The 21,664-nt window shown below is 72.4% G+C and carries 21 protein-coding genes; 17 read left to right on the top strand and 4 right to left on the bottom strand.

All coding sequences use genetic code 11. From position 1 onward, the window contains the following. Positions 1 to 74: 74 nt before the first annotated feature. Positions 75 to 1,493, top strand: a complete 1,419-nt coding sequence (locus Phou_RS13355; RefSeq protein WP_173056348.1) for a carbohydrate-binding protein — start codon at positions 75 to 77, stop codon at positions 1,491 to 1,493. A 19-nt stretch (positions 1,494 to 1,512) separates the two neighbouring features. Here the strand turns inward: Phou_RS13355 and Phou_RS13350 are convergent, their stop codons facing one another. Beyond that, positions 1,513 to 2,580, bottom strand: coding sequence for a LacI family DNA-binding transcriptional regulator (locus Phou_RS13350; RefSeq protein WP_371872117.1), 1,068 nt, complete (start codon positions 2,578 to 2,580; stop codon positions 1,513 to 1,515). A gap of 138 nt (positions 2,581 to 2,718) precedes the next feature. Between Phou_RS13350 and Phou_RS13345 the strand changes: the two genes are divergently transcribed. Together Phou_RS13345 and Phou_RS13340 are read left to right on the top strand one after the other, a co-directional pair. Continuing rightward, positions 2,719 to 4,122, top strand: coding sequence for a chitinase (locus Phou_RS13345; RefSeq protein WP_173056347.1), 1,404 nt, complete (start codon positions 2,719 to 2,721; stop codon positions 4,120 to 4,122). Positions 4,123 to 4,136: 14 nt separating this feature from the next. Further along, complete coding sequence (locus Phou_RS13340; protein WP_246273526.1) at positions 4,137 to 5,681, top strand: cellulose binding domain-containing protein; 1,545 nt, start codon at positions 4,137 to 4,139, stop codon at positions 5,679 to 5,681. A gap of 40 nt (positions 5,682 to 5,721) precedes the next feature. On the opposite strand, the gene Phou_RS13335 is transcribed toward Phou_RS13340, so the two are convergent. Next, positions 5,722 to 6,726, bottom strand: a complete 1,005-nt coding sequence (locus Phou_RS13335) for a LacI family DNA-binding transcriptional regulator (RefSeq protein ID WP_173056346.1) — start codon at positions 6,724 to 6,726, stop codon at positions 5,722 to 5,724. A gap of 155 nt (positions 6,727 to 6,881) precedes the next feature. On the opposite strand from Phou_RS13335, the gene fabG reads away from it, so the two are divergent. Continuing rightward, the gene (gene fabG, locus Phou_RS13330; RefSeq protein ID WP_173056345.1) at positions 6,882 to 7,637 is read left to right on the top strand and encodes a 3-oxoacyl-ACP reductase FabG; all 756 of its coding nucleotides are present in this window, start codon (positions 6,882 to 6,884) and stop codon (positions 7,635 to 7,637) included. Here fabG and Phou_RS13325 read toward each other — a convergent pair. Together Phou_RS13325 and Phou_RS13320 are read right to left on the bottom strand one after the other, a co-directional pair. After that, positions 7,606 to 8,016, bottom strand: coding sequence for a hypothetical protein (locus Phou_RS13325; RefSeq protein WP_173056344.1), 411 nt, complete (start codon positions 8,014 to 8,016; stop codon positions 7,606 to 7,608). The two genes, fabG and Phou_RS13325, sit on opposite strands and share 32 nt — an antisense overlap. Further along, the gene (locus Phou_RS13320) at positions 8,009 to 8,374 is read right to left on the bottom strand and encodes a hypothetical protein (RefSeq protein WP_173056343.1); all 366 of its coding nucleotides are present in this window, start codon (positions 8,372 to 8,374) and stop codon (positions 8,009 to 8,011) included. Before Phou_RS13320 ends, Phou_RS13325 begins: the two co-directional genes overlap by 8 nt. A gap of 125 nt (positions 8,375 to 8,499) precedes the next feature. Between Phou_RS13320 and Phou_RS13315 the strand changes: the two genes are divergently transcribed. From Phou_RS13315 to Phou_RS13255, 13 genes are all read left to right on the top strand, one after another. Beyond that, a complete protein-coding gene (locus Phou_RS13315; protein ID WP_173056342.1) occupies positions 8,500 to 9,261 on the top strand; it encodes a hypothetical protein in 762 nt (253 codons plus the stop codon). 33 nt (positions 9,262 to 9,294) lie between these two features. Then, entirely contained in the window at positions 9,295 to 10,470 is a 1,176-nt protein-coding gene (locus Phou_RS13310) for an MFS transporter (RefSeq protein WP_246273525.1), read from the top strand. A 10-nt stretch (positions 10,471 to 10,480) separates the two neighbouring features. Beyond that, positions 10,481 to 11,365: a Gfo/Idh/MocA family protein gene (locus Phou_RS13305; RefSeq protein WP_173056340.1), complete on the top strand. Its 885-nt coding sequence runs from the start codon at positions 10,481 to 10,483 to the stop codon at positions 11,363 to 11,365. A gap of 38 nt (positions 11,366 to 11,403) precedes the next feature. Beyond that, the gene (locus Phou_RS13300; protein ID WP_173056339.1) at positions 11,404 to 12,063 is read left to right on the top strand and encodes an ATP-dependent Clp protease proteolytic subunit; all 660 of its coding nucleotides are present in this window, start codon (positions 11,404 to 11,406) and stop codon (positions 12,061 to 12,063) included. 75 nt (positions 12,064 to 12,138) lie between these two features. Then, positions 12,139 to 13,035, top strand: a complete 897-nt coding sequence (locus Phou_RS13295) for an ABC transporter ATP-binding protein (RefSeq protein WP_173056338.1) — start codon at positions 12,139 to 12,141, stop codon at positions 13,033 to 13,035. Beyond that, the gene (locus tag Phou_RS13290; RefSeq protein WP_173056337.1) at positions 13,032 to 13,811 is read left to right on the top strand and encodes an ABC transporter permease subunit; all 780 of its coding nucleotides are present in this window, start codon (positions 13,032 to 13,034) and stop codon (positions 13,809 to 13,811) included. Before Phou_RS13295 ends, Phou_RS13290 begins: the two co-directional genes overlap by 4 nt. Positions 13,812 to 13,820: 9 nt before the next feature. Then, positions 13,821 to 14,972: a sensor histidine kinase gene (locus tag Phou_RS13285; RefSeq protein WP_173056336.1), complete on the top strand. Its 1,152-nt coding sequence runs from the start codon at positions 13,821 to 13,823 to the stop codon at positions 14,970 to 14,972. Continuing rightward, positions 14,969 to 15,643 carry a response regulator gene (locus Phou_RS13280; protein ID WP_173056335.1) on the top strand — a complete coding sequence of 225 codons (675 nt, stop codon included), beginning with the start codon at positions 14,969 to 14,971 and terminating at the stop codon, positions 15,641 to 15,643. Before Phou_RS13285 ends, Phou_RS13280 begins: the two co-directional genes overlap by 4 nt. Positions 15,644 to 15,732: 89 nt before the next feature. After that, complete coding sequence (locus Phou_RS13275; protein WP_173056334.1) at positions 15,733 to 16,131, top strand: STAS domain-containing protein; 399 nt, start codon at positions 15,733 to 15,735, stop codon at positions 16,129 to 16,131. Between the two features lie 321 nt (positions 16,132 to 16,452). Then, positions 16,453 to 17,061: an RNA polymerase sigma factor gene (locus Phou_RS13270; protein WP_173056333.1), complete on the top strand. Its 609-nt coding sequence runs from the start codon at positions 16,453 to 16,455 to the stop codon at positions 17,059 to 17,061. After that, complete coding sequence (locus Phou_RS13265) at positions 17,054 to 17,512, top strand: hypothetical protein (RefSeq protein WP_173056332.1); 459 nt, start codon at positions 17,054 to 17,056, stop codon at positions 17,510 to 17,512. The genes Phou_RS13270 and Phou_RS13265 overlap by 8 nt, the downstream gene beginning before the upstream one ends. A 27-nt stretch (positions 17,513 to 17,539) precedes the next feature. Further along, on the top strand, positions 17,540 to 19,048 hold the full coding sequence (locus Phou_RS13260) for a S8 family peptidase (protein ID WP_173056331.1): 1,509 nt from the start codon (positions 17,540 to 17,542) through the stop codon (positions 19,046 to 19,048). A 72-nt stretch (positions 19,049 to 19,120) separates the two neighbouring features. After that, entirely contained in the window at positions 19,121 to 21,634 is a 2,514-nt protein-coding gene (locus Phou_RS13255; RefSeq protein WP_173056330.1) for a CHAT domain-containing protein, read from the top strand. Positions 21,635 to 21,664 lie beyond the last annotated feature (30 nt).

Raw genomic sequence — 21,664 nt, 5'->3', positions numbered from 1 at the left:
ACAATTTGTTGTCCCGGACGTAAAACTCTGTGAGAGCGCTCTCACGGCCCACCACCCCCACAGAGAGGCCAGAGATGAGAGACACGGGCACCTCCAGACCCAGGCGCGGCCGCGTGCTGATCGCCGCCGCGGCGGTCTCCACAGTGGTCGCGGGCATGCTCGCGGTGACCATGAACGCCAACGCTTCCCTGCCATCGACCCCGTCCGGCTGGAGCCTCGTCTGGGCCGATGACTTCACCGGCGCGGCGAACACCCTCCCCTCCTCGTCCAACTGGATCATCGACACCGGCACGCAGTACCCCGGCGGCCCCGCGAACTGGGGCACCGGCGAGATCCAGACGTACACGAACAGCACCTCGAACCTCCGCCAGGACGGCAACGGCAACCTGGTGATCACCCCGATCCGCAGCGGCTCCGGCCAGTGGACCTCGGCGCGGATCGAGACGCAGCGCTCCAACTTCAAGCCACCGTCCGGCGGCGAGCTGCGCATCGAGGGCCGCATCCAGATGCCGAACATCACCGGCGCGGGCGCGGCCGGCTACTGGCCCGCGTTCTGGGCGCTGGGCGCGCCGTACCGCGGCCAGTACTGGAACTGGCCGGCCATCGGTGAGTTCGACATCATGGAGAACGTCAACGGGATCAACTCGGTGTGGGGCGTGCTCCACTGTGGAGTCAACCCGGGCGGCCCGTGCAACGAGACGACCGGTATCGGCGCCAACCGCGCGTGCCCGGGCAGCTCCTGCCAGTCGGCGTTCCACACGTACCGCTTCGAGTGGGACACCAACCCGCAGCAGCTGCGCTGGTACGTGGACGGCCAGCTCTACCACACCGTCAGCCAGGCCCAGGTCGGCGAGCCGCACTGGACGAACATGACCAGCCACGCCGGCTACTTCATCCTGCTGAACGTGGCGATGGGCGGCGCCTTCCCCAACGCGGTGCCCGGTGGGCAGACGCCGACCGCGGCGACCGTCTCGGGCGTCCCGATGCTGGTGGACTACGTCGCGGTCTACCAGACGGGCGGCGGCACCAACCCCACCACGCCACCGCCGACGACCGGCAACCCCACCACGCCGCCGCCCACCGGCGGTCGGGACGCGTACTCGCCGATCCAGGCCGAGTCGTTCAACGCGCAGAGCGGCCTGCAGACCGAGACGTGCAGCGAGGGTGGCCTGAACATCAGCCACATCGCCAACGGTGACTGGGCCCGCTACGACAACGTCAACTTCGGCTCGTCGGCACCGCGCGACTTCGTGGCGCGCGTGGCCTCGGGCGCGGGCGGTGGCGTGAGCGGCCTCGTCGAGGTGCGCCTGGACAGCCCGACCGGGCAGCTGCTGGGCAACTTCGCCCTGGCGAACACCGGCGGCTGGCAGAGCTGGCAGACCATACCCGGCGCGGCCGGCGGCGTGACCGGCACCCGGACCGTCTACCTGAAGTTTGCGAGCGGCCAGCCCGCCGACTTCGTCAACGTGAACTGGTTCCACTTCCGCAGGTGAGGCAATGGAGCGGGGCCTTCTACGAGAGGCCCCGCTCCACCAGCGTCGTCGGCAGGGTGACCGTGCGCGGCCATGAGCGCTCGCCGGCGATCCGCTGGAAGAGCAGGTCGACCGCCGTGCGCGCGAGCTGCCGCGTGTCGTAGGCGACCACGGTGAATCGCTGCGGCATGAGGAAGGACAGCTCGAAGTCGTCGAAGCCGACCACCTCGACCTGGCTCTTGCGCCGCCACAGCTCCTCCAGCACGCCGACCGTGATCCGGTTGTTGAGGCTGAAGAACGCGGTCGGCGGCTCCGCGCCGTCGAGCATCCTGGCCACCGCCGCGGCGGCCGTCTCCGGGTCGTGCACGCCCTCGGCGACAAGCCGATCGTCGTACGCGATACCGGCCTCGGCCAGCGCCTCCTGGGCGCCGCCCACCCGCTCGCGCATCGTGTAGACCGCGACGGAGTCGAGCAGGATGCCGATCCGCCGGTGGCCGTGCTCCAGCAGGCGCCGCACGCCGGCATGCGCGCCGCCGCGGTTGTCGAGCAGCACGGTGTCGGCGAGCAGGCCCCCGGCCGGCCGGTCGAGGAAGACCACGGGAGTGCCCATCTCCACCTCGGGGCGCAGGAACGAGTGGTCGTATCCGGCCGGCACGATCAGCAGCCCGTCGACGCGGCGCGAGCAGAGGTCGCGGAGCAACTGCTGCTCGCGCTGCGGGTCCTCCTCCGAGCTCGCCGTGATCAACAGCGTCTCGTGCTGCGCGGCCGCCTCGGCCGTGATCGCCGCGATCGTGGAGTAGAACGGGTTGGCGAGATCCTCGATGATCAGCCCGATCGTGGCCGTCGACTGCCCCGACCGCAGCGTGCGCGCCAGGTGGTTGCGCCGGAATCCCAGCTCCGCCACGCTCGCCAGCACCCGGTCGATGAGCTGCTGCTGCACGTTGGGCTCGTTGTTGATGACGCGGGAGACCGTCTTGATGCTCACGCCCGCGTGCCGCGCGACATCGACCATGGTCGGCCGGCGCGCGGTCTCGGGCGCGCGCCGGACCGGGTGGGGCGAACGCTCGTCGCCGCTCTCACCCACCCGATCCGAAGCCTCAGCACTCATCTGTGGCACGGTACCCCGCGCGCTCGCCACGCATAGACCGCCTGGTGCGAGGAAACCGAAGGCTGTCAACCTCTCAAGGGTCTTTACAGTTACTGTTAACAGTCCTAATAATTAGGCAACCATCCATGGGAGGTTGCCTTGTCCCGTTCCAAAGCCCTGCTCATCACGCTCGCGATGGCCCTGACCGCCGGCGTCGCGGCGGTCTGGCTGGCGCCGGCGGCGTCCGCGGCGACGCCCACGGCGGTGTTCACCAAGACCTCCGACTGGGGTTCCGGTTGGGAGGGGAAGTACACGATCACGAATGCTGGTTCGTCGACGATCACCTCGTGGACGGTGGTCTTCGACCTGCCGTCCGGCACGACGGTGGGGACCTATTGGGACGCGTTGATGACGTCGTCGGGCCAGCGCTACACGTTCACCAACCGTTCGTGGAACGGCACGCTGGCGCCGGGCCAGTCGACGTCGTTCGGCTTTCTGGGCAACGGTTCGGGCTCGCCGCTGAACTGCACGCTGAACGGGCAGCCGTGCGGCGGCGGTACCCCACCGACCACCGCGCCACCCACCACGCGCCCGCCGACGACCGCGCCGCCCACGACCGCGCCGCCGACCACGGCGCCGCCGACCAGCCAGCCGCCCATCGGTCCGCTGCCCAAGCACTTCCTCACCGGCTACTGGCACAACTTCGTCAACCCGGCCGTCGAGCTGCGACTGCGCGACGTTCCCAACGAGTACGACCTGGTCGCGGTCGCCTTCGCCGAGGCGGCCAGCACGCCCGGCACGGTCACCTTCGGCGTGGATCCGGGGCTGGCGAGCGCGCTGGGCGGTTACACGAACGCCGACTTCAAGGCCGACGTGCAGGCGCTCAAGGCACGCGGCAAGAAGGTCATCATCTCTGTCGGCGGCGAGGCCGGCAGGGTGGCCGTCGGTGACTCCGGCGCCGCCACCAACTTCGCCAACTCGGTCTTCGCGATCATGCAGGAGTACGGCTTCGACGGCGTCGACATCGACCTGGAGAACGGGCTCAACCCCACCTACATGGGTCAGGCGCTGCGGTCGCTCCGGTCCCGCGCGGGCGCGAACCTCATCATCACGATGGCGCCACAGACGATCGACATGCAGTCGACCGGCGCCTCGTACTTCCGGCTCGCGCTGGACATCCGCGACATCCTCACGGTCGTACACACGCAGTTCTACAACTCCGGCTCGATGCTCGGCTGCGACCAGTCCTTCGCGTACTCGCAGGGCACGGTCAACTTCCTCACCGCCCTCGCCTGCATCCAGCTGGAGAACGGCCTGCGTCCCGACCAGGTCGCGCTCGGCCTGCCGGCCGGACCAGGCGCCGCCGGCGGCGGCATCGTCGCGCCGAGCGTGGTCAACCAGGCGCTCGACTGCCTTGCCCGCGCCACCAGCTGCGGCAGCTTCCGGCCGCCGCGCACGTACCCGGGCATCCGGGGCGCGATGACGTGGTCGATCAACTGGGACGTCTCCAACGGCAACAACTTCGCCCGCACGGTCAAGCCCCACCTCAACACCCTCCCGTGATCCGGAGGTACACAGTGAGAAGACTCCTGACCCTCGTCGCCATGTCGGTGGTGGCCGGTGCCGCCGCCGTCGCGGTCGCCTCTCCCGCCTCCGCCGCGACCGCGACCTTCGCGCGCACGTCGAGCTGGGGTACCGGCTACGAAGCAAAGATCACCGTCACCAACAACACCTCGTCGACGATCACCAGCTGGAACGTGCAGTTCGACCTGCCGTCGGGCAGCACGATGGGCACCTACTGGGACGCCCTGCTCACCTCGTCCGGGCAGCACCACACCTTCACGAACCGGTCGTGGAACGGGACGCTGGGACCCAACGGCACCGCGTCGTTCGGCTTCATCGTCACCGGCAACGGCGACCCGACCAACTGCACGGTCAACGGCACGTCCTGCTCCGGCGGCGGACCGACCAACCCCGGCGCGCCCGGCACACCGGGCAACTTCCGGGTCACCGGCACGACGGCGTCCGCGATCTCGCTGGCCTGGAACGCCTCGTCCGGCACGGTCAGCGGCTACCGCGTGTACGAGGGTTCCACCCTGCGGGCCGCGGTCACCGGCACCTCGACCACGATCTCCGGGCTCGGCGCCTGCACGTCGCACAGCTACACGGTCGCGGCGTACAACTCCTCCGGCGAGTCGGCCCGTTCCGCCGCGGTGTCGGCGACCACCACCGGCTGCCCGAGCGGCGGCGGCCCGATGGCGGCGGCGCCGTACATCTACCCGGGATGGGGCAACCCGCCGGCACCGTCCACAGTGATGAGCGCGACCGGGATCCGCTGGTTCACGATGGCGTTCATCCTCTCCGCCGGCGGCTGCACGCCCGGCTGGGACGGCGGCCCGCTGACCGGCGGCACGCACGCCAGCACGATCGCCGCGATCCGGGCGGCCGGTGGTGACGTGATCCCGTCGATCGGCGGCTGGAGCGGCAACAAGCTCGGGCCGAACTGCTCGACGCCGCAGGCGCTGGCGGCCGCGTACCAGCAGGTGATCAACACGTTCAGCCTGAAGGCGATCGACGTCGACATCGAAAACTTCGACGAGTTTGAGAACACGACGGTGCAGGACCGCATCCTGAACGCGATGAAGATCGTCAAGCAGAACAACCCGGGCATCAAGACGATCATCACGTTCGGTACGACCACGAGCGGGCCGTCGGCGACCGGCATCCGGCTGATCAACCAGGCGGCGGCGCTGCAGGCGAACATCGACGTGTTCACGATCATGCCGTTCGACTTCAGCGGCGGCGCGAACATGTACCAGAGCACCGTCAACGCCTCGGAAGGGCTCAAGAACGCGCTGAAGTCCGCCTTCGGCTGGAGCGACGCGGTCGCCTACAGCCACATGGGCATCTCCGGCATGAACGGCCTTTCCGACCAGCAGGAGCTGACCACCCCGGCGACCTGGACGCAGATCCGCGACTGGGCCAAGGCGCGCGGCCTGGCGCGGCTCGCCTTCTGGGCGGTCAACCGGGACCGGCCCTGCCCCGGCGGCGGCGTGGTCTCCAACTGCAGCGGCATCGCGCAGTCTGACTGGGAGTTCACCCGGATCACCGCCGGGTTCTAGCGAGACTGATCCGAGGGGCGCCCGGCTCGCCGGGCGCCCCTCAGCGCTGCGGCTGGCGCAGTGAGCTGTCCCGGATCTGGAGCTTGGTCTCCAGCGTGATCGTGGTCGGCGGCCGCTCGGGGTCGGCGATCCGCTGCGTGAGGAGGCTGGCCGCCTCGCGACCCAGCTCGTACGTCGGCTGGGCGACCGTGGTCAGCGAGGGGCGGACGAGGTGGGCCCAGGGCACGTCGTCGAAGCCGACCACGCCCATCTCACCCGCCATCGTGACCCGGCTGTCGACCAGGCACTCCACCGCGCCGATGGTCATCAGGTTGTTGGCCACGAACAGCGCGTCAGGCCTGGGCCGCAGCCCGAGCAGCGAGGCCATCGCCCGGTAGCCGCCTTCCTCCCGGAAGTCGCCGTGCCGCACGAGCTCGTCCTGGTACGACCTTCCGTGCTCCTCCAGCGCCCGCCGGTAGCCGCGCAGCCGCCGCGTGGCCGTGAAGACGCCGAGGGGCCCGCTGACGCAGGCGATCCGCTGGTAGCCGGACTCGATGAGGTGCGTCGTGGCGAGGTACGCGCCCTGCTCGTTGTCGACCAGGACCGTGTCGACGTGTGCGCCGCTCTGCTGGCGGTCGATCACCACGACCGGCACGCGCGCGTCGACCAGCCGGTTGACGTGGTTGGCCTTGCCGGCCGGAGAAATGATCACGCCGGCCATCTGCTCGGCGAGCGCGGCGTCGACGTACTGCCCCTCCTTGCCGGGGTCCTCGTCACTGTTGCAGAGCACCACCGAGTAGCCGGCTCGCTGTGCCACGTCTTCCACGCCCCGCACCAACGAGGTGAAGAACGGGTTTCCGATGTCCGAGATGATGACCGCCCACAGCGTCGTACGGCTGCGCCGCAGGTTGCGGGCGACCGCATTCGGCCGGTACGCCAGCTCGCGCATGGCGTTTCGGACCCGCTCCGCGAGCGCCGGGTCCACATTGGCGTGTCCGTTGGCCACCCGGGACACCGTCGCCGGTGACACCTCCGCCCGCCGAGCGACGTCATAGATCGTCGCCATGGCACCTCCCCCAAGAAGTCCCCGCTTGCCGCCCCGAATGATCGCAGAGTGCACGTGGACTCCGATGTCCCGCTCTCGACACGATACGTAGTGCCCGCATCTACGGAACGCCCCCGCGCGACGTCATCCGGGTTACTGCCCGGTAGTCTGCCGGCATGACTGAGCAGCGAATCGCGATCGTGACCGGTGCGGCACGCGGGATTGGGGCGGCCACGGCCAAGCGGCTGGCCGCGGACGGCATGGCGGTAGCCGTGGTCGACCTGGACGAGGCGGCCGGCAAGGCGACCGTGGACAGCATCGCGGCGGCCGGCGGGCGGGCGCTCGCGATCGGTGCCGACGTGGCCGACCGGGCCCAGGTGGACGCGGCCGTCGAGCGTGTCGTGGCGGAGCTGGGGCCGCCGACCGTACTGGTCAACAACGCCGGTGTGCTCCGCGACAACCTGCTCTTCAAGATGTCCGACGACGACTGGGACACGGTGCTGTCGGTGCACCTGCGCGGTGCGTTCCTCTTCAGCCGGGCGGCGCAGGCACACATGGTCGCCGCGAAGTGGGGCCGCGTCGTCAACCTGTCCAGCACGTCCGCGCTGGGCAACCGGGGCCAGGCCAACTACGCGGCCGCGAAGGCCGGCATGCAGGGCTTCACCAAGACGCTCGCGATCGAGCTCGGCCCGTTCGGCGTGACGGCCAACGCGGTCGCGCCCGGCTTCATCGTCACCGAGATGACCGCCTCCACGGCCGCCCGCCTGGGTGTCGACTTCGCGGAGTTTCAGGCGGCCCGCGCGGCGGAGACGCCGGTGCGCCGCAACGGCACCCCGGACGACGTCGCGCACACGGTGTCGTACCTGGCGAGCGAAGGCGCCTCGTTCGTCACCGGTCAGGTCATCTACGTTGCCGGCGGTCCTCGCGACTAGTGCGGCGCAGCCAGTAGAGGCCGACGAGCGGGAGGATGAGCGGGACGAAGCCGTACCCGCGGCCGTAGACCGACCAGACTGAGTCGTCCGGAAAGGCGTCTTTGTCCACGATGCTCAGCGTGCCCACCACGAGCACGCCGATCAGCTCCACCGAGCAGCAGACCAGGGCCAGGCGGCGGCCGAATGTGCCGCCGCGGGCCAGGCCGATGGTCGCGACCAGGTAGATCAGGGCGGCGAAGGCGGAGAGCAGGTACGCCTCGGGCGCTTCGTCGAACTTTGTGGCGATCTGGACCGCGGCGCGGGCGCCGGCGGAGAGCGCGAAGATGCCGTACACGATCACGAGGACCAGGCCTGGCCCCGAGTTGAGCCGGTCACGCACCGGTGGCCTCCCAGATCTGGTTGAGCCGCGCGACGAGCACCGGCATCACGAGCATGGCCACGGTGAGGATCACCGAACCCCAGCGGGTCGGCTCCAGCCGGGCCAGCGCGATGGCGACGGGCGGCAGCGCCAGGAACGTGAAGAGGTAGCCGACGAACGTGCCCACCTCGGTGGGGTGCTCGCCGCCGATCATCGCGATCACGGCCACCACCGTCAGCACGAGCGCGGCCACCTCGACAAGTGCCACCCCGGCGAAGTGGCTGACGTGGGGCGGCCGGTCACGGATCGCCGCGACGAGACAGAACAGCGCGACGGCCAGTGCGGCGACCGTCACGATCCACCCGAGGATGTCGTTCACGCCGACACTCTACTAACGGCGGTAGTAGGGGTGTGGTGGGCCAATGTCGGACCGGCTGTGCGGTGACGGATCGGGCACCCGGCGCCTATAGTTGACGTTGGTCGATGGTCACCGGGGAGGCCCTCGTGGAGTTGACCGCCGTTTCCGCGCTGATGGTGATCGCTGGCTCTGTCGTGTTCGGGATGCTGGTCCTGGCCGCGATCGCCGAGCGCCCGCGCCGCCAGCCGCGCCCCGACCCCGCCAAGCTCAGCGCCGCAGCCCGCGAGCTGGCCAGGCACGCCGGCCACGCCCACGCGGTGGCCGGGCTGGCCGCCGCGGCCGCGATCGAGGCGCGCGAGCGGCTGGCCAATGCCGAGGCGGACCGCGAGGAGGCGTGGCGGGCGCAGGAGGAGGCCGGCTTCGCGTACCAGGGTGCCTGGCGGGAGGCGCAGGCCGCGCGCACCGAGCGAGCGGGGCAGGACGTGCCGGCCACGGTCGATCTGGAGCTTGTCGCGGCGGGCGACGTCGAGGGCGCCGACACCGAGCGCCAGCGCGACGTCTCGCGGGCCGCGCTCGCGGCGTACCGGCGCGGTGAGCTGTCGGTCGACGAGCTGCGCGCGGTGTGGCGCCAGGCCGGCGACTGGGACCCCGACGTCGAGGAGCGCGAGCGGCGCGCCGACCACCTGCGGGCCGAGGAGCTCGCCGCGCGGCGGGCGTACGAGCGGGCAGCCCTCGTCGCCCGGCAGGCGGCCGAGGCGCTGTGGGACGCGGAGGCGCAGTCGCGGGCGATGGCCGGCGAGGCGCGCGCCGCCGCTGCCGAGGCGCACGAGGCGCTGCTGGTCACCCAGCGGTTCACCGGCAAGCGCAAGGGCAAGACCCGCAAGCGCAAGGCCGGCAAGGGCAAGTAGAGCCGGCGTCAAGCGCTAGCCTGCCCTATGACATTGACCGAGGACCGTGCCGCGCTCCGCCGGGCACGGGTCTCGACGTCGCTGCTCTTCCTGCTCTTCGGCACCGCGCTGGGCACCTGGACCGCGCGCATCCCGGCGATCAAGCAGGACCTCTCGCTCAGCGACGGGCAGCTCAGCGTGGGCCTGCTGGTCTTCGCGGCCGGTGCGATCACCGGCATGCAGGCGATGGGCCGGGTGGTCGACCGCTGGGGGAGCCAGCGGGTCACGACGCCGGTGGCGTTCGCCGAGGGTGCGGCGCTCGTGCTGCCCGCGCTCGCCGGCGACCTCGTGCTGCTGGCCGCCGCGCTCTTCCTCTTCGGCACTATCCACGGCTCGCTCAACATCGCGATGAACGCGAGCGCGGTCGAGGTCGAGCGGGCCTGGGGTCGCCCGATCATGTCCTCCTTCCACGCCGTGTACAGCGTCGGCGGTTTCCTCGGCGCGGCGATCGGCGGCCTCTTCGCGTACGGCGGCGTGGCACCGGACGTCACGTTCCTGGCGGTGGGAGCACTGGCCGCGGCGCTGGCGGCCTGGTCGGTGGCGTGGCGGGCGCCGTCGCTCGGCGGGCCGGCCCCGCAGGCAGCGTCCGGCGGTTCGGGCACGGGGCCGATGTCCGGCGTGCTGTTCCTCGGCGTGCTCGCGTACTGCTGCCTCGTCGGCGAGGGCGCCGCGGCCGACTGGAGCACTGTCTACCTGCGCGAGAGCCTGGGCAGCTCGCCAGGCTTCGCCGCCGCGGCGTACGCGGCGTTTTCGATCGGCATGACCGGTGGCCGGCTGGTCGGCGACCGGCTCGCCGCGGCGCTCGGCCCGGTCCGCCTGGTGCGCGGCTGCGGCCTGCTCGCCGCCACCGGCCTCGGCGTCGCGCTGCTCATCGGCCACCCGGTCGCCGGCGTGATCGGGTTCGGGTGCCTGGGCGCCGGCCTGTCCTGCATCGCGCCGCAGGTCTTCTCGGCCGCCGGCAACCGCAACCCGGCCCGCGCCGGCCGGGCGCTGGCCCGCGTGGCCAGCATGGGGTACGCCGGCTTCCTCACCGGCCCGGTGCTGATCGGCGGCGTGGCGGAGGTGACGAGCCTGCCGGTCGCGCTGGGCATCCCGGTCGTGCTCGCACTCTTCGTGGCGGGCACAGCCGCGGCGCTCCGGCCGCCCGCCGCGCGGGAGCCCGTAGTGTGATCATGTGGGCATGAGATTCGGGCTGCTCGGCACCGGTCACTGGGCGGCGGAGACACAGGGCGCGGCGCTTGCCGCACACCCGGGCGCGGAGCTCGTGGCGGTGTGGGGCCGTGACGGCGCGAAGGCGGCGGCGCTCGCCGGGCGGTACGGCGCCACCCCGTACACCGACCTCGACGCCCTGCTGTCCGAAGTGGACGCCGTGTCGATCGCGCTGCCGCCGCACGTGCAGGCCGAGCTGGCCCTGCGAGCGGCCACCGCGGGCAAGCACCTGCTGCTGGACAAGCCGGTGGCTGTCGACACCGCCTCGGCCGACCGGATCGTCGCGGCGGTCCGCGAGCGCGACCTCTCCTCGGTGGTCTTCTTCACCAACCGTTTCCGGGACAACATCGTGCGGTTCGTCGAGGAGACGGCCGCGACCGGCGGGTGGCTCGGCGCGCGGGTGACCCAGTTCGCCTCGATCTTCCAGCCCGGCAGCCCGTACGGCGCCTCGGCCTGGCGGCGCGAGCGCGGCGCGCTGTGGGACATCGGCCCGCACGTGCTCTCCGTGGTGCTGCCGGTGCTCGGGCCGGTCGCCGAGGTGAGCGCGGTTGCCGGCCCGCGCGACACGACCCACCTGACGCTGCGGCACACCGGTGGCCCGGTCACGACCGCGTCCCTGACGCTTGACGCGCCGGTCGGTGCGATGCTGCGCGACACCGACTTCTACGGCGAGCACGGTGTCGTGTCGATGCCGGTACCGGAGGGCAGCGCGGTGTCGGCCTTCGGCGCGGCGATCGACCGGCTGCTGCGGGGCGGCCCCGATCCGTGCGACGTCGGCTTCGGGCGGGAGGTCGTGGCCGTTCTGGAAGCGGGCGATATCGCCCTGCGCGAAAAGCGTCCGGTCACGGTGGCCTGAGGGGTTACGGTCGCGGCAAGCGATCAGGAAGGCCCCTCATGGACCTGCGACACGATCCGCTCCGGCCGTGGCACCCGCCGCTCGGACCCGGCTCGCCCGGCCAGCCGCCGCTGCCACCCGAGGTGCCGGCCGGCGAGGGCGTGCCGCCGTGGCTGCAGGAGCGCCTCTTCGACCAGCGGATGGTCGTGGTCACCGGTCCGCTCAACGACAGCGCCGCCACCCGCGCGGCTGCCGCGCTGATGACGCTGGACGCGCTCGGCAGCGAGCCGGTGCGGCTGCAGCTGGCCACGCCCGACGGCGACCTGGCCGCCGCGTTCGGTCTGATCGACGTGATCGACACGATGGGCGCGCCGGTGCACGCGGTGGTCACCAGCCTCACCGGCGGCGCGGCCGTGGGGGTGCTCGCGGCGTCGGCGCGGCGGCTGGCGTACCGGCACTCGCGCATCCGCCTCAGCGAGCCGCGCTCCGCCACGGTCAGCGGCACCGCCGACGAGGTGGCCGCGGCGGCGGGGCAGTACCTGCGCGAGCTGGAGGAGTTGGCCGTGCGGATCGCCACGGCGACCGGGCAGCCGCGCAGCCGGATCGAGGACGATCTGTCCGCCGGCCGGATGCTCACCGCCGAGCAGGCGATGGAGTACGGGCTGATCGACGAGATCGTGGGCGCGGATCAGCCTCCGGGAGGAGTGGGTCAGACCTGAGGCTGACGCCCGCACGCGGCGGGATCACGCCGCAGGCGGTCGGCGCGGCGGGCGCGCGAGCCTAGCGTCAGGACCATGATTGAGGTACACGCGCTGAGCAAGCGCTTCGGCGACAAGCTCGCCGTCGACGAGCTCTCGTTCACGGTCAAGCCGGGCCAGGTGACCGGCTTTCTCGGCCCCAATGGCGCCGGCAAGTCCACCACCATGCGCATGATCGTGGGGCTGGACCGGCCGACCGGCGGTGTCGCCACCGTCAACGGCCGGGCCTACCGGGAGCACACCGCCCCGCTGCGGCAGGTGGGTGCGCTGCTCGACGCCAAGTCCGTCCACAAGGGACGTACGGCGCGCAGCCACCTGCTCGCGCTCGCACAGACACACGGCATCCCGGCCGCGCGGGTGGACGAGGTGCTGGCGGCGGTCGGGCTGGAGGCGGTCGCCCGGCGGCGGGCCGGTGGCTTCTCACTCGGTATGGGGCAGCGGCTCGGAATCGCGGCAGCGCTGCTCGGCGACCCGGCCGCGGTGATCCTCGACGAGCCGGTCAACGGGCTCGACCCCGACGGTGTGCTCTGGATCCGCAACCTGCTCAAAGGGCTGGCCGCCGAAGGGCGCACGGTCCTCGTCTCCAGCCACCTCATGAGCGAGATGGCGGTGACCGCCGAGCATCTGGTGATCATCGGTCGGGGGCGGCTGCTCGCCGACACCACCGTGGCGGAGCTCATCGCGCGGGTGGCGGTCGGCAGCGTGCTCGTCCGTACCCCCGAAGCCACCGCCCTCCGCGACGCGCTGGTTGCCGGCCGCGCGGCGGTGACCAGCGCGGAGCCGGGCCTGCTCCAGGTCAGCGGCGCGAGCGCCGCGGAGATCGGCGACCTGGCCCGGCGCCACGGGATCGCGCTGCACGAGCTGACGCCGCGCCGCGCGTCGCTGGAAGAGGCCTACATGGACCTGACCCGGGAGGCGGTGGAGTTCGCGTGATCACGTTTCCACGCGTCGTGCGGGCGGAGTGGACCAAGCTCGTCTCGCTCCGTTCCACCTGGGTCACGCTCGGCACGTCGGCGGTGCTCGCGGTCGGCATCGCGGGCGCGATCGGGTACGGGGTGCGCCACGCGGTCGAGGGCGGAGACCCGCCACCCGCGCTGCCCGAGGTGGTCGGCGCCGCGTTCCTGCCGATCGACTTCTTCGTCCTGGTCTTCGGCGTGTTCGGCGTGCTCCAGATGACCGGCGAGTACGGCAGTGGCCTCATCCGTGCCACCCTCACCGCCGTGCCGAGGCGGTGGCCCGTGACGGCGGCCAAGGCGGTGGTGCAGGTGGCGGTCACGCTGCCGGTGATGGCCGTGACGGCACTCGGCTCGTTTCTGGCCTGCCAGGCGTTTCTCGGTGAGCACGGCGCCTCGCTGGGTGACGCCGGCGTGCCCCGCGCGATCGTGGGCGCGACGCTCGCCCCGGTGCTGGTGGGTCTGCTCGGCCTCGGCGTCGGCACGGCGGTGCGGCACACGGCCGGCGCGATCACCACGCTGGTCGCCGCGCTTTTCGTCATCCCGGTGCTGCTCGGTCCGGTGCTGCCCGGCGAGATGGAGAAGGACGTGATGAAGTACGTGCCCACGGTCGCCGGCCAGGCCATGTACAGCATCGACGGGGGTGGGCAGCCGTTCGAGACGCTCGCGCCGGGCGCCTCGGCGGCCGTCATGGTGGGGTGGTCCGCGCTCCTTCTCGCGGGTGGAGTCGCCCTACTGCTGCGCCGGGACGCATAACCTTCCGCCATGGGGACCCTGCGGACCGTGCTGGCGCGGCACCCGCGCCTGGTCGACGCCGGCCTCGCCGTCCTGCTTGCCCTCTTCACCGGGCCGGCGGTGCTCCGCGGGGCGGGCGCCGACGAGTGGATCTGGTTCGTCGCCGTGCACGCGCCCATCGCGTGGCGGCGGCGTTGGCCGGTCGGGGTCTTCTGGGCTGTGTTCGCACTGGCGATCCTGGCCGGCGCGATCGTCGGCGTACGCGTCGAGGGGCTGTACCCGGAGTCGGTCGTCACGGTGGCCGTCTACACCGCGGCGCGGTACGGCCCGCGCCGGCAGCTCGTCGCGATCGTCGCGGCGATCGAGGTGCCGGCGCTCGTGGTGTTTGTCGCCGATGGTCCACATTGGACGGCGCTGGGGTTCGTCACGTCGGTGCTCGCCGCCACGGTACTGCTGGGAATCGCGGTGCGCACCCGCCGGGCGTACATGGAGGAGCTCGAGGAGCGGGCGCGGCGGCTGGAGCGTGAGCGGGACCAGCAGGCCCAGATCGCCGTGGCCGCCGAGCGGGCCCGGATCGCCCGCGACATGCACGACATCGTGGCGCACAACCTGGCCGTGATGGTCGCGCTCGCCGACGGCGCCGCGCTCACCGCTGCCGCCGCGCCCGAGCAGGCCGCGGGCACCATGCACATGGTCGCCGCCACCGGGCGGGAGGCGCTGGGCGAGATGCGCCGCGTGCTCGGCCTGCTCCGGGAGGAGGGCGCCGGGCGCGCGCCACAGCCGGGGCTGGACGGCATCGACGCGCTTGTCGAGCGGGTGCGCGCGGCGGGTGTGCGGGTCGTGCTGACCGTCGACGGGGTGCCGGGGGAGTGGGGTGGGGGCGCGGGTGTGGCCGTGTACCGCATCGTGCAGGAGGCGCTGACAAACACGCTCAAGCACGCCGGGGCGGAGGCGAGCGCGCAGGTCCGACTCCGGTACGGCGACGGCGGGGCCGAGGTGGAGGTCGTCGACGACGGTGGGCGGCGGGTGCCCGCGCCGGCGGCCGGCGGTGGTCACGGCCTGACCGGGATGGCGGAGCGGTCCGCCGCGTACGGTGGCGAGGTGACGGCCGGGCCCCGCGAAGGCGCGCGCGGGTGGCGGGTGCACGCGCGGCTGCGCTTCGACGACGGGGGGTCGGCGTGACGATCCGCATCCTCCTCGCCGACGACCAGGCGCTGCTGCGTCTTGGCTTCCGCATGGTGCTTTCGACCCAGCCCGACCTGGAGGTGGTCGGTGAGGCTGGCGACGGCGCGCAGGCCGCCGCGATGACCCGGGCGCTGGCGCCGGATGTGGTGCTGATGGACGTGCGCATGCCGGGCACCGACGGCATCGAGGCGACGCGGCGGATCGTCGAGTCCGGCTCCGCGGCGCGGGTCCTGGTGCTCACCACGTTCAACCTCGACGAGTACGTGTACGCCGCGCTGCGTGCCGGTGCGAGCGGCTTCCTGCTCAAGGACGTGCCGCCCGCCGACCTGATCAGCGGCATCCGGTCGGTTGCGGGCGGTGACGCGGTGGTCGCGCCGAGCGTGACCCGCCGGTTGATCGACGCGTTCGCCGGGCACCTGCCCGACCCGGCGACCGGGCGGTCACCCACCGACGAGCGGCTGGGCCAGCTCACCGATCGGGAACGGGAGGTGCTCGTCGAGGTCGCGCGCGGCCACTCGAACGCGGAGATCGCGCAGTCGCTTGTCGTATCGGAGGCGACGGTCAAGACACATGTGGGGAGGATCCTGACAAAGCTGGCGCTGCGCGACAGGGTGCAGGTGGTGGTCTACGCGTACGAGACCGGGGTCGTCCACCCCGGGACCGAGTGATCCCCTACGACTTTGGTCGTAGCAAGTGTGCCCGACATTCCACATCCGGTAGGTCGTCGCGAGCCGTTCGCCTCCCTAGGCTCGTGGTCATGGGGGAAAGTCAGCACCAGTTGAAGGCCGAGGTCACCGCCGGTGCGAGGGGGACGGACGTACGCGTCAGCGGTGAGATCGACATAGCAAACGTGGACGAGTTCCGGGCGCTGTTGTGGGCCTTGCCGCCCACCCCGGCGCCCTTGCGGGTCGACCTCGGGGGAGTCGACTTCCTGTCCGCCGCGGGGGTCCGGGTGCTTGTCGCTGTGCACCTGCGCGTCCGCGCCCGCGGCGGGCAGCTGGTCATCTGCAATCCGAACGCGGTGGTCCGCCGCACGCTGCGCGCCACCCGGGTCAACCGGGTGATTCCGATCGTGGGCTCGTCGGCGGTCGCCGAGGAGATCACCCGTCCCTGGCCGGCGCCCGTGGCCATCAGCCGGCAGGTGTCGCGGATCTGAGGGAACGCAGCGGGGGTGCATCCCCCGGGAAGCACCCCCGCCGTCCCTCCCCCAGCCCCAGAGGGGGAGCGGGCCGCTCGGTGCACCCCCATGCACCTCGCGGCTCTGTGAAGTCCGGGTAGAGGAGCGTCCAAGAGCGCCCGTGATACACGGATAATTTCTTTTGTCGCCGAGGTATCAGCGCGACTTTGATCACCTCCTCCCTTGTGCGCGGCGCACTGTCGCCTGGGTGATATCGAAATCCACCTACGATGGCGCAGTGTGTTGGGGTGCAGGTCAGGCCCTGCCCTGGCGGCAGGCGACGGGTAAGAGGGAGGTGCGATGACATCGGCGACTTCTGACGACACCGGTGTCGGCACGACCTCCTGGGAGGTGGCAGCGCGCGAGTTCGCCGCGTGGCGGGCCGGTGACCCGGCGGCGCTGGACCGGCTGGTCCGGCTGCTGACGCCGGTGTTGTGGCACCTTGTCCGGGCTTATGGGCTCGATCGTGAGTCGGCCGAAGACGTGGTGCAGACGACCTGGCTGGCCCTGGTGCGCAATGTGGACTCGGTGCGCGACCCGCAGGCGGTGCTCCGGTGGACGACGACCACCGCGCGCCGCGAGGCGTGGCGCACCGCCCGTGCCGGCAAGCGGGTGGACGTGGCGGAGCCGCAGACCCTCGACGCGGCGCTACCCCCGGTGGGCGGGCCGGACACCACGGTGCTGGCCGAGCGCACCGCCCACACCCTGTGGCGCCACATCGCGGAGCTGCCCGAGCGTTGCCGGCGGCTGCTGCGGGTGATCGCGTTCGAGGACCGGCCGGACTACGCCTCGCTCTCCACCGAGCTGGGGATCGCGGTGGGCAGCATCGGTCCGACCCGGGGGCGCTGCCTCGACAAGCTACGCGGCCTGCTGGCCGCCGATCCGGAGTGGAGTGACCGGCGTGACTGACGACCTGACGCTGTTGCGTGCGGTCCATGACATGTACGACACATTGGATCCGCCGCCCGTGGACCTGGCCGACCGCGTGCTTTTCACGCTGCGGTTGGAAGACCTGGAATTCGAGCTCATGCGGCTGCAAGAGGCTCTCCAGCCGGCTGGTGCGCGTGGCCCGGAGACCGCGTCGACGGTCACCTTTTCGGCGGAAAGCCTCACTGTGATGGTGACCGTGTCGGATTCGGGACCGCAGCGGCGCCGAATCGACGGTTGGATCGCACCAGGCGGCGCGCTGCGGGTCGAGCTGCGCACTCCGCGAGGTGTGCACGAGACCCAGGCCGACGACGACGGGCGGTTCGCTTTCGCGGAGGTGCCGTCCGGCCTGGTGCAGATCATGATCCATCCGACGACCGGGGCGACGGTCTCCCTGCACCGCCCGGTGGTGACACCGCCGGTGCAGCTTTAGCCCCGACCTCTTCCGTGGGAGTTAATCGTGGCCAGCAACAACCATGTCCCGACACCGCCGCCGGCGCTCCTCGCGGCGTACGGCGCACGGGCCCTCGACCCCGTCGCGGCCCAGGTGCTGCCCGACCAGCGACTTCAGTCCACCGTCTACGTCGCCAACCGGCTGCTGATGCGCCGCCAGGGCGTGAGCGACCACCGCCGCGTGCTCAACGAGGTGGCGGCGGGGCTCCAGCTCCGGCTCGACGACCCGGCCGAGGGTGACCGCTGCATGCGCCTCACGCCGGGCAACGGCGGTCCGGCGACGCCCGACGCGTGGCGCATGCTGCAGGCGCTGCGTGCCAAGGACTCCGGCCGGCTGCGCACGCTCGGCGCCGGCCTCGACCACCTGATGTTCGCGACCACCGCGCCGATCACCGCCAGCCCGTACCACTCGGCGTTCCCGTACCACTCGGCGTTTCCCTACCACTCCGCGTTCCCGTACCACTCCGCCTTCCCTTACCACTCGGCGTTCCCGTTCGGCCCCGTCGCGCAGTACGGCATGCTCGGCTTCGGCGCCACCCAACCGGTCAACCTTGTGCTGCCGATCCCGGCACGGCAGGCGACCGTGGCGCCGCGGCGTCCGGTGGTCGCCGTCCTCGACACGGGTTGCGGGGAGCACGACTGGTTCACCGACGGCATGCTGACGCCGATCAACGCGCTCGGCGGTGGCGACACGGGCACGGCGCTGGACACGACCGGCGACGTGGTCGGGCCGCTCGACGGCATGCGCGACCCGCTGGCCGGGCACGGCACGTTCATCTGCGGGCTGGTCCGGCAGACCTGCCCGGACGCCGACATCCTGCCGGTCCGGGTGATCCACTCCGACGGCGTGATCGTCGAGTCCGAGCTGCTCGCGGCCCTGCAGGCGCTCAAGGAGCTGGCCCGCAAGTTTGCCGCCGGCGAGGCGGGTGGCCAGGCGATCGACGTGATCTCGCTTTCGCTGGGCTTCTACCACGAGTCAGCGGACGACGACGCGTACATGTCGCTGCTCTACGAGGAGATCCGCGACCTCGCCGAGCTCGGTGTGGCCGTCGTGGCCGCGGCCGGCAACGACGCGACAGCGCGGCCGATGTTCCCCGCGGCGTACGCGGCGCCGCCCCAGGGCGTCGACACCCCCGTCGTGCCGGTGTCCAGTGTGGGCGCGCTCAACCCCAACGGCACGATCGCGCTGTTCAGCAACACCGGGCAGTGGGTCCACCACTGGGCGCCGGGCGCTGCCGTGGTGAGCACGATGCCGAGGTTCGACCACGCGATGGGTGCCGGCGCGGCGTACACGGACCCGTTTGCCGGGGTGAGCCGGGAAAACATCGACCCGGACGACTTCGGCGGCGGGTTCGCGATCTCCAGCGGCACCTCGTTCGCCGCGCCGATCCTGGCCGGCCGCATCGCCAAGGCGCTGATCGCCTCCAACGGGGTCGCGTCGCTGATGATGAGCGAGAGCGACCCGGTCAAGCGCATGAAGCGGGCGATCGAGTCGCTGCACCCGCAGCAGCCGTAAGCGAAGGGGAGCACCGACAACCCCGGATCATCGGTCGAGTCGGGGTCGCGGGTCGCCGTGCCATGATGGGGCGTGCCCGTTGCCAGCGCCGCCGAGCTGCACGCCCAGTCCGTACGGGAAACCGAGCGCGGACGGCACGCCGCAGCTCGGCGGTTGCTGCACACCGCGCTGCGCCGCGACCCCGAGCCCGGCCTGCGCGCCCGGATCCTGATCAGCCTCGCCTACCACCAGGCCGAGCGGCACAGCCTCGACGAAGGGCTCGCCCTGCTCGGTGAGGCCGACGAGGTGGTCGACCTGCCGGCGCGCCTGCGCGGCATGGTCGCCGCGCAGCGAGGGCTCCTCTACATGCGTGCCGGGCGGTCGCCCGACGCGCTGGCCGCGCTCGACGCGGCGGTGAGCCTGCTGGACGAGTCGGAGCCCGAAGACATCTGCCGGCCGCTGCTCAACCGGGGCATCCTGCACATGCAGCGGGGTGTGCTGGCCGCGGCGCGGGCCGACTTCCGCCGGTGCATCGACGTCGCCGGCCGGCACGGCCTGGACATGCTCGCGGCCAAGGCGGCGCACAACCTCGGCTACCTCTACCTGCTTTCCGGCGCGCTGCCCCGGGCCCTGCGCGAGATGGACACCGTCCAGTCCACGCTGAGCAGCCAGTCCCCGATGTATGCGGCGGTCTACTACATCGACCGCGCGCAGGTGCTGCTCGCGGCCGGCCTGTGGCGGGAGGCCGACGACGACCTCGCCCACGCGGTCGACCTGTTTCGCGGCGCTCGGGCGCCACAGGACCAGGCCGAGGCCGAGCTGGCCCGGGCGCAGGTCGCGCTGCTGGAGGAGCGGTACCCGGACGCGCGGCGGCTCGCCGAGCGGGCCCGCAAGCGCTTCGCCGCCCGCGGTGCCGACGCGTGGACGCTGCTCGCGCAGCACATCGCCCTCGCGGCCGCCGTGGAGCGGGGGCGCGGGATGCGGTCGGTCGCCGGCGACGCCGCCCGGGTGGCCGCCGAGCTGGCCAGTGCGGGCCTCGACGACGAGGCGCGCCGGGCCACGCTGACCGGGATCGCGGCGCTGCTCGCCATCCGTCCACAAGGGAGCGTCGAGGAGATCCGGGTCGCCGCCGCTGGCGCCATCAACCTGCGCCGCGACGACCCGATCGCGACGCGACTCGCCGCGCGGTCGGTGCGGGCCAGGCTGGCCGACGCGCAGGGCCTGCCGGGGCGGGCCGATGCCGAGCTGCGGGCCGCGCTCGCCGACCTGCACCGGTACCAGGCGTCGTTCGGCAGCCTCGACCTGCAGACGGCGGTCAGCGGCCACGGCCGGCGCCTCGCCGAGCAGGGGCTGGCCCGCGCGCTGGCGACCGGCCGGCCGGCGACGGTCTTCGGCTGGGCCGAGCGGGCCCGCGCACTCTCCACGCGCCTGCCTCCCGTGGTGCCGCCGACCGACCCCGAGGCCGCGGGCATGCTGGAGGAGCTGCGCCACCTCCGCGTCGAGCTGCGCGGCGCCGTGCTCGCCGGCCACCCCGTGCCCGCGTTGCGCACCCGATGCGCCCAGCTGGAGCGGCTGATCCGGCAGCGCTCCTGGTACACGCCGGGCCCGGGACAGACGCTCGCGCCCGCACCGCTCGGCGAGGTGCAGGACCAGCTCGCGGTCGCGGACGCCACCTACGTGGCGCACCTTCTCTCGGGCGGCCGGCTGCACGCGCTCGTGGCCGGGCCGCGCCGGCGCGCACTGCTCGATCTCGGTCCGGCGGCGCCCGCCATCGAGCTGCTCCACCGGGTCCGCGCCGACCTCGACGCGCTCGCCACGCTCAACCTGCCGGAGCCGATGCGGCTCAGCGTGCGGGCGGCGAGCCGGCGGTCACTGCAGCGCCTCGACGAGCTGCTCTGGCACCCGCTGCGGCGGCACCTGGCCGACGGGCCGCTGCTGCTGGCGCCGGCAGCCGGGCTCGTGGCCGTGCCGTGGACGCTCCTGCCAGCCCTGCGCGGGCGCCCGCTGGCGGTCGTGGCGTCGGCGACCGCGTGGCTGGCCGCTCGCGACCGGGCCGCGCTGCCGACGCGGCCGACGCTGGCGCTGGCCGCGGGCCCGCGGGTGGCCCGGGCCGCGGAGGAGGTGCGGCTGGTCGCGGAGGTGTGGTCGGTGCACTCGCCGGCGGAGTCCACCACAGCGGGGGTACGCGACGCGGCGCGCACCGCGGACGTGCTGCACGTGGCCGCGCACGGTGTGCACGAGCCGGACAACCCGCTCTTCTCCCACCTGGAGCTGGCCGACGGGCCGCTCTTCGGCCACGAGCTGCATCAGCTGCCGAGGCTGCCGGCGCACATCGTGCTGTCGGCGTGCGAGTTGGGCCTCGCCCGGCCTCGGCCGGGCGAGGAGACGCTGGGGATGACCGCCGCACTGCTGCACGGCGGCGCGGGGAGTGTCGTGGCCGGCGTCGCGCGGATCGCCGACGCGGTCGCTTACCAGGTCGGTCCGGCCCACCACGCGGCACTGCGAGATGGTGAGTCACCGGCCGCCGCGCTGGCGGCCGCAATCGAGAGCGCGGCCAAGGCCGAGGAGGACCTGGCGCCGCTGGTGTGCTTCGGCGCCGGTTGGTGACGTTCGCTCATGCAACATAAGAGCGGGCTG

Source organism: Phytohabitans houttuyneae (genome assembly GCF_011764425.1).
In the GTDB taxonomy this organism is placed as follows: domain Bacteria; phylum Actinomycetota; class Actinomycetes; order Mycobacteriales; family Micromonosporaceae; genus Phytohabitans; species Phytohabitans houttuyneae.
Note: the sequence above shows the minus strand (reverse complement) of the source record. Positions and strands in the feature narration are given on the sequence as shown.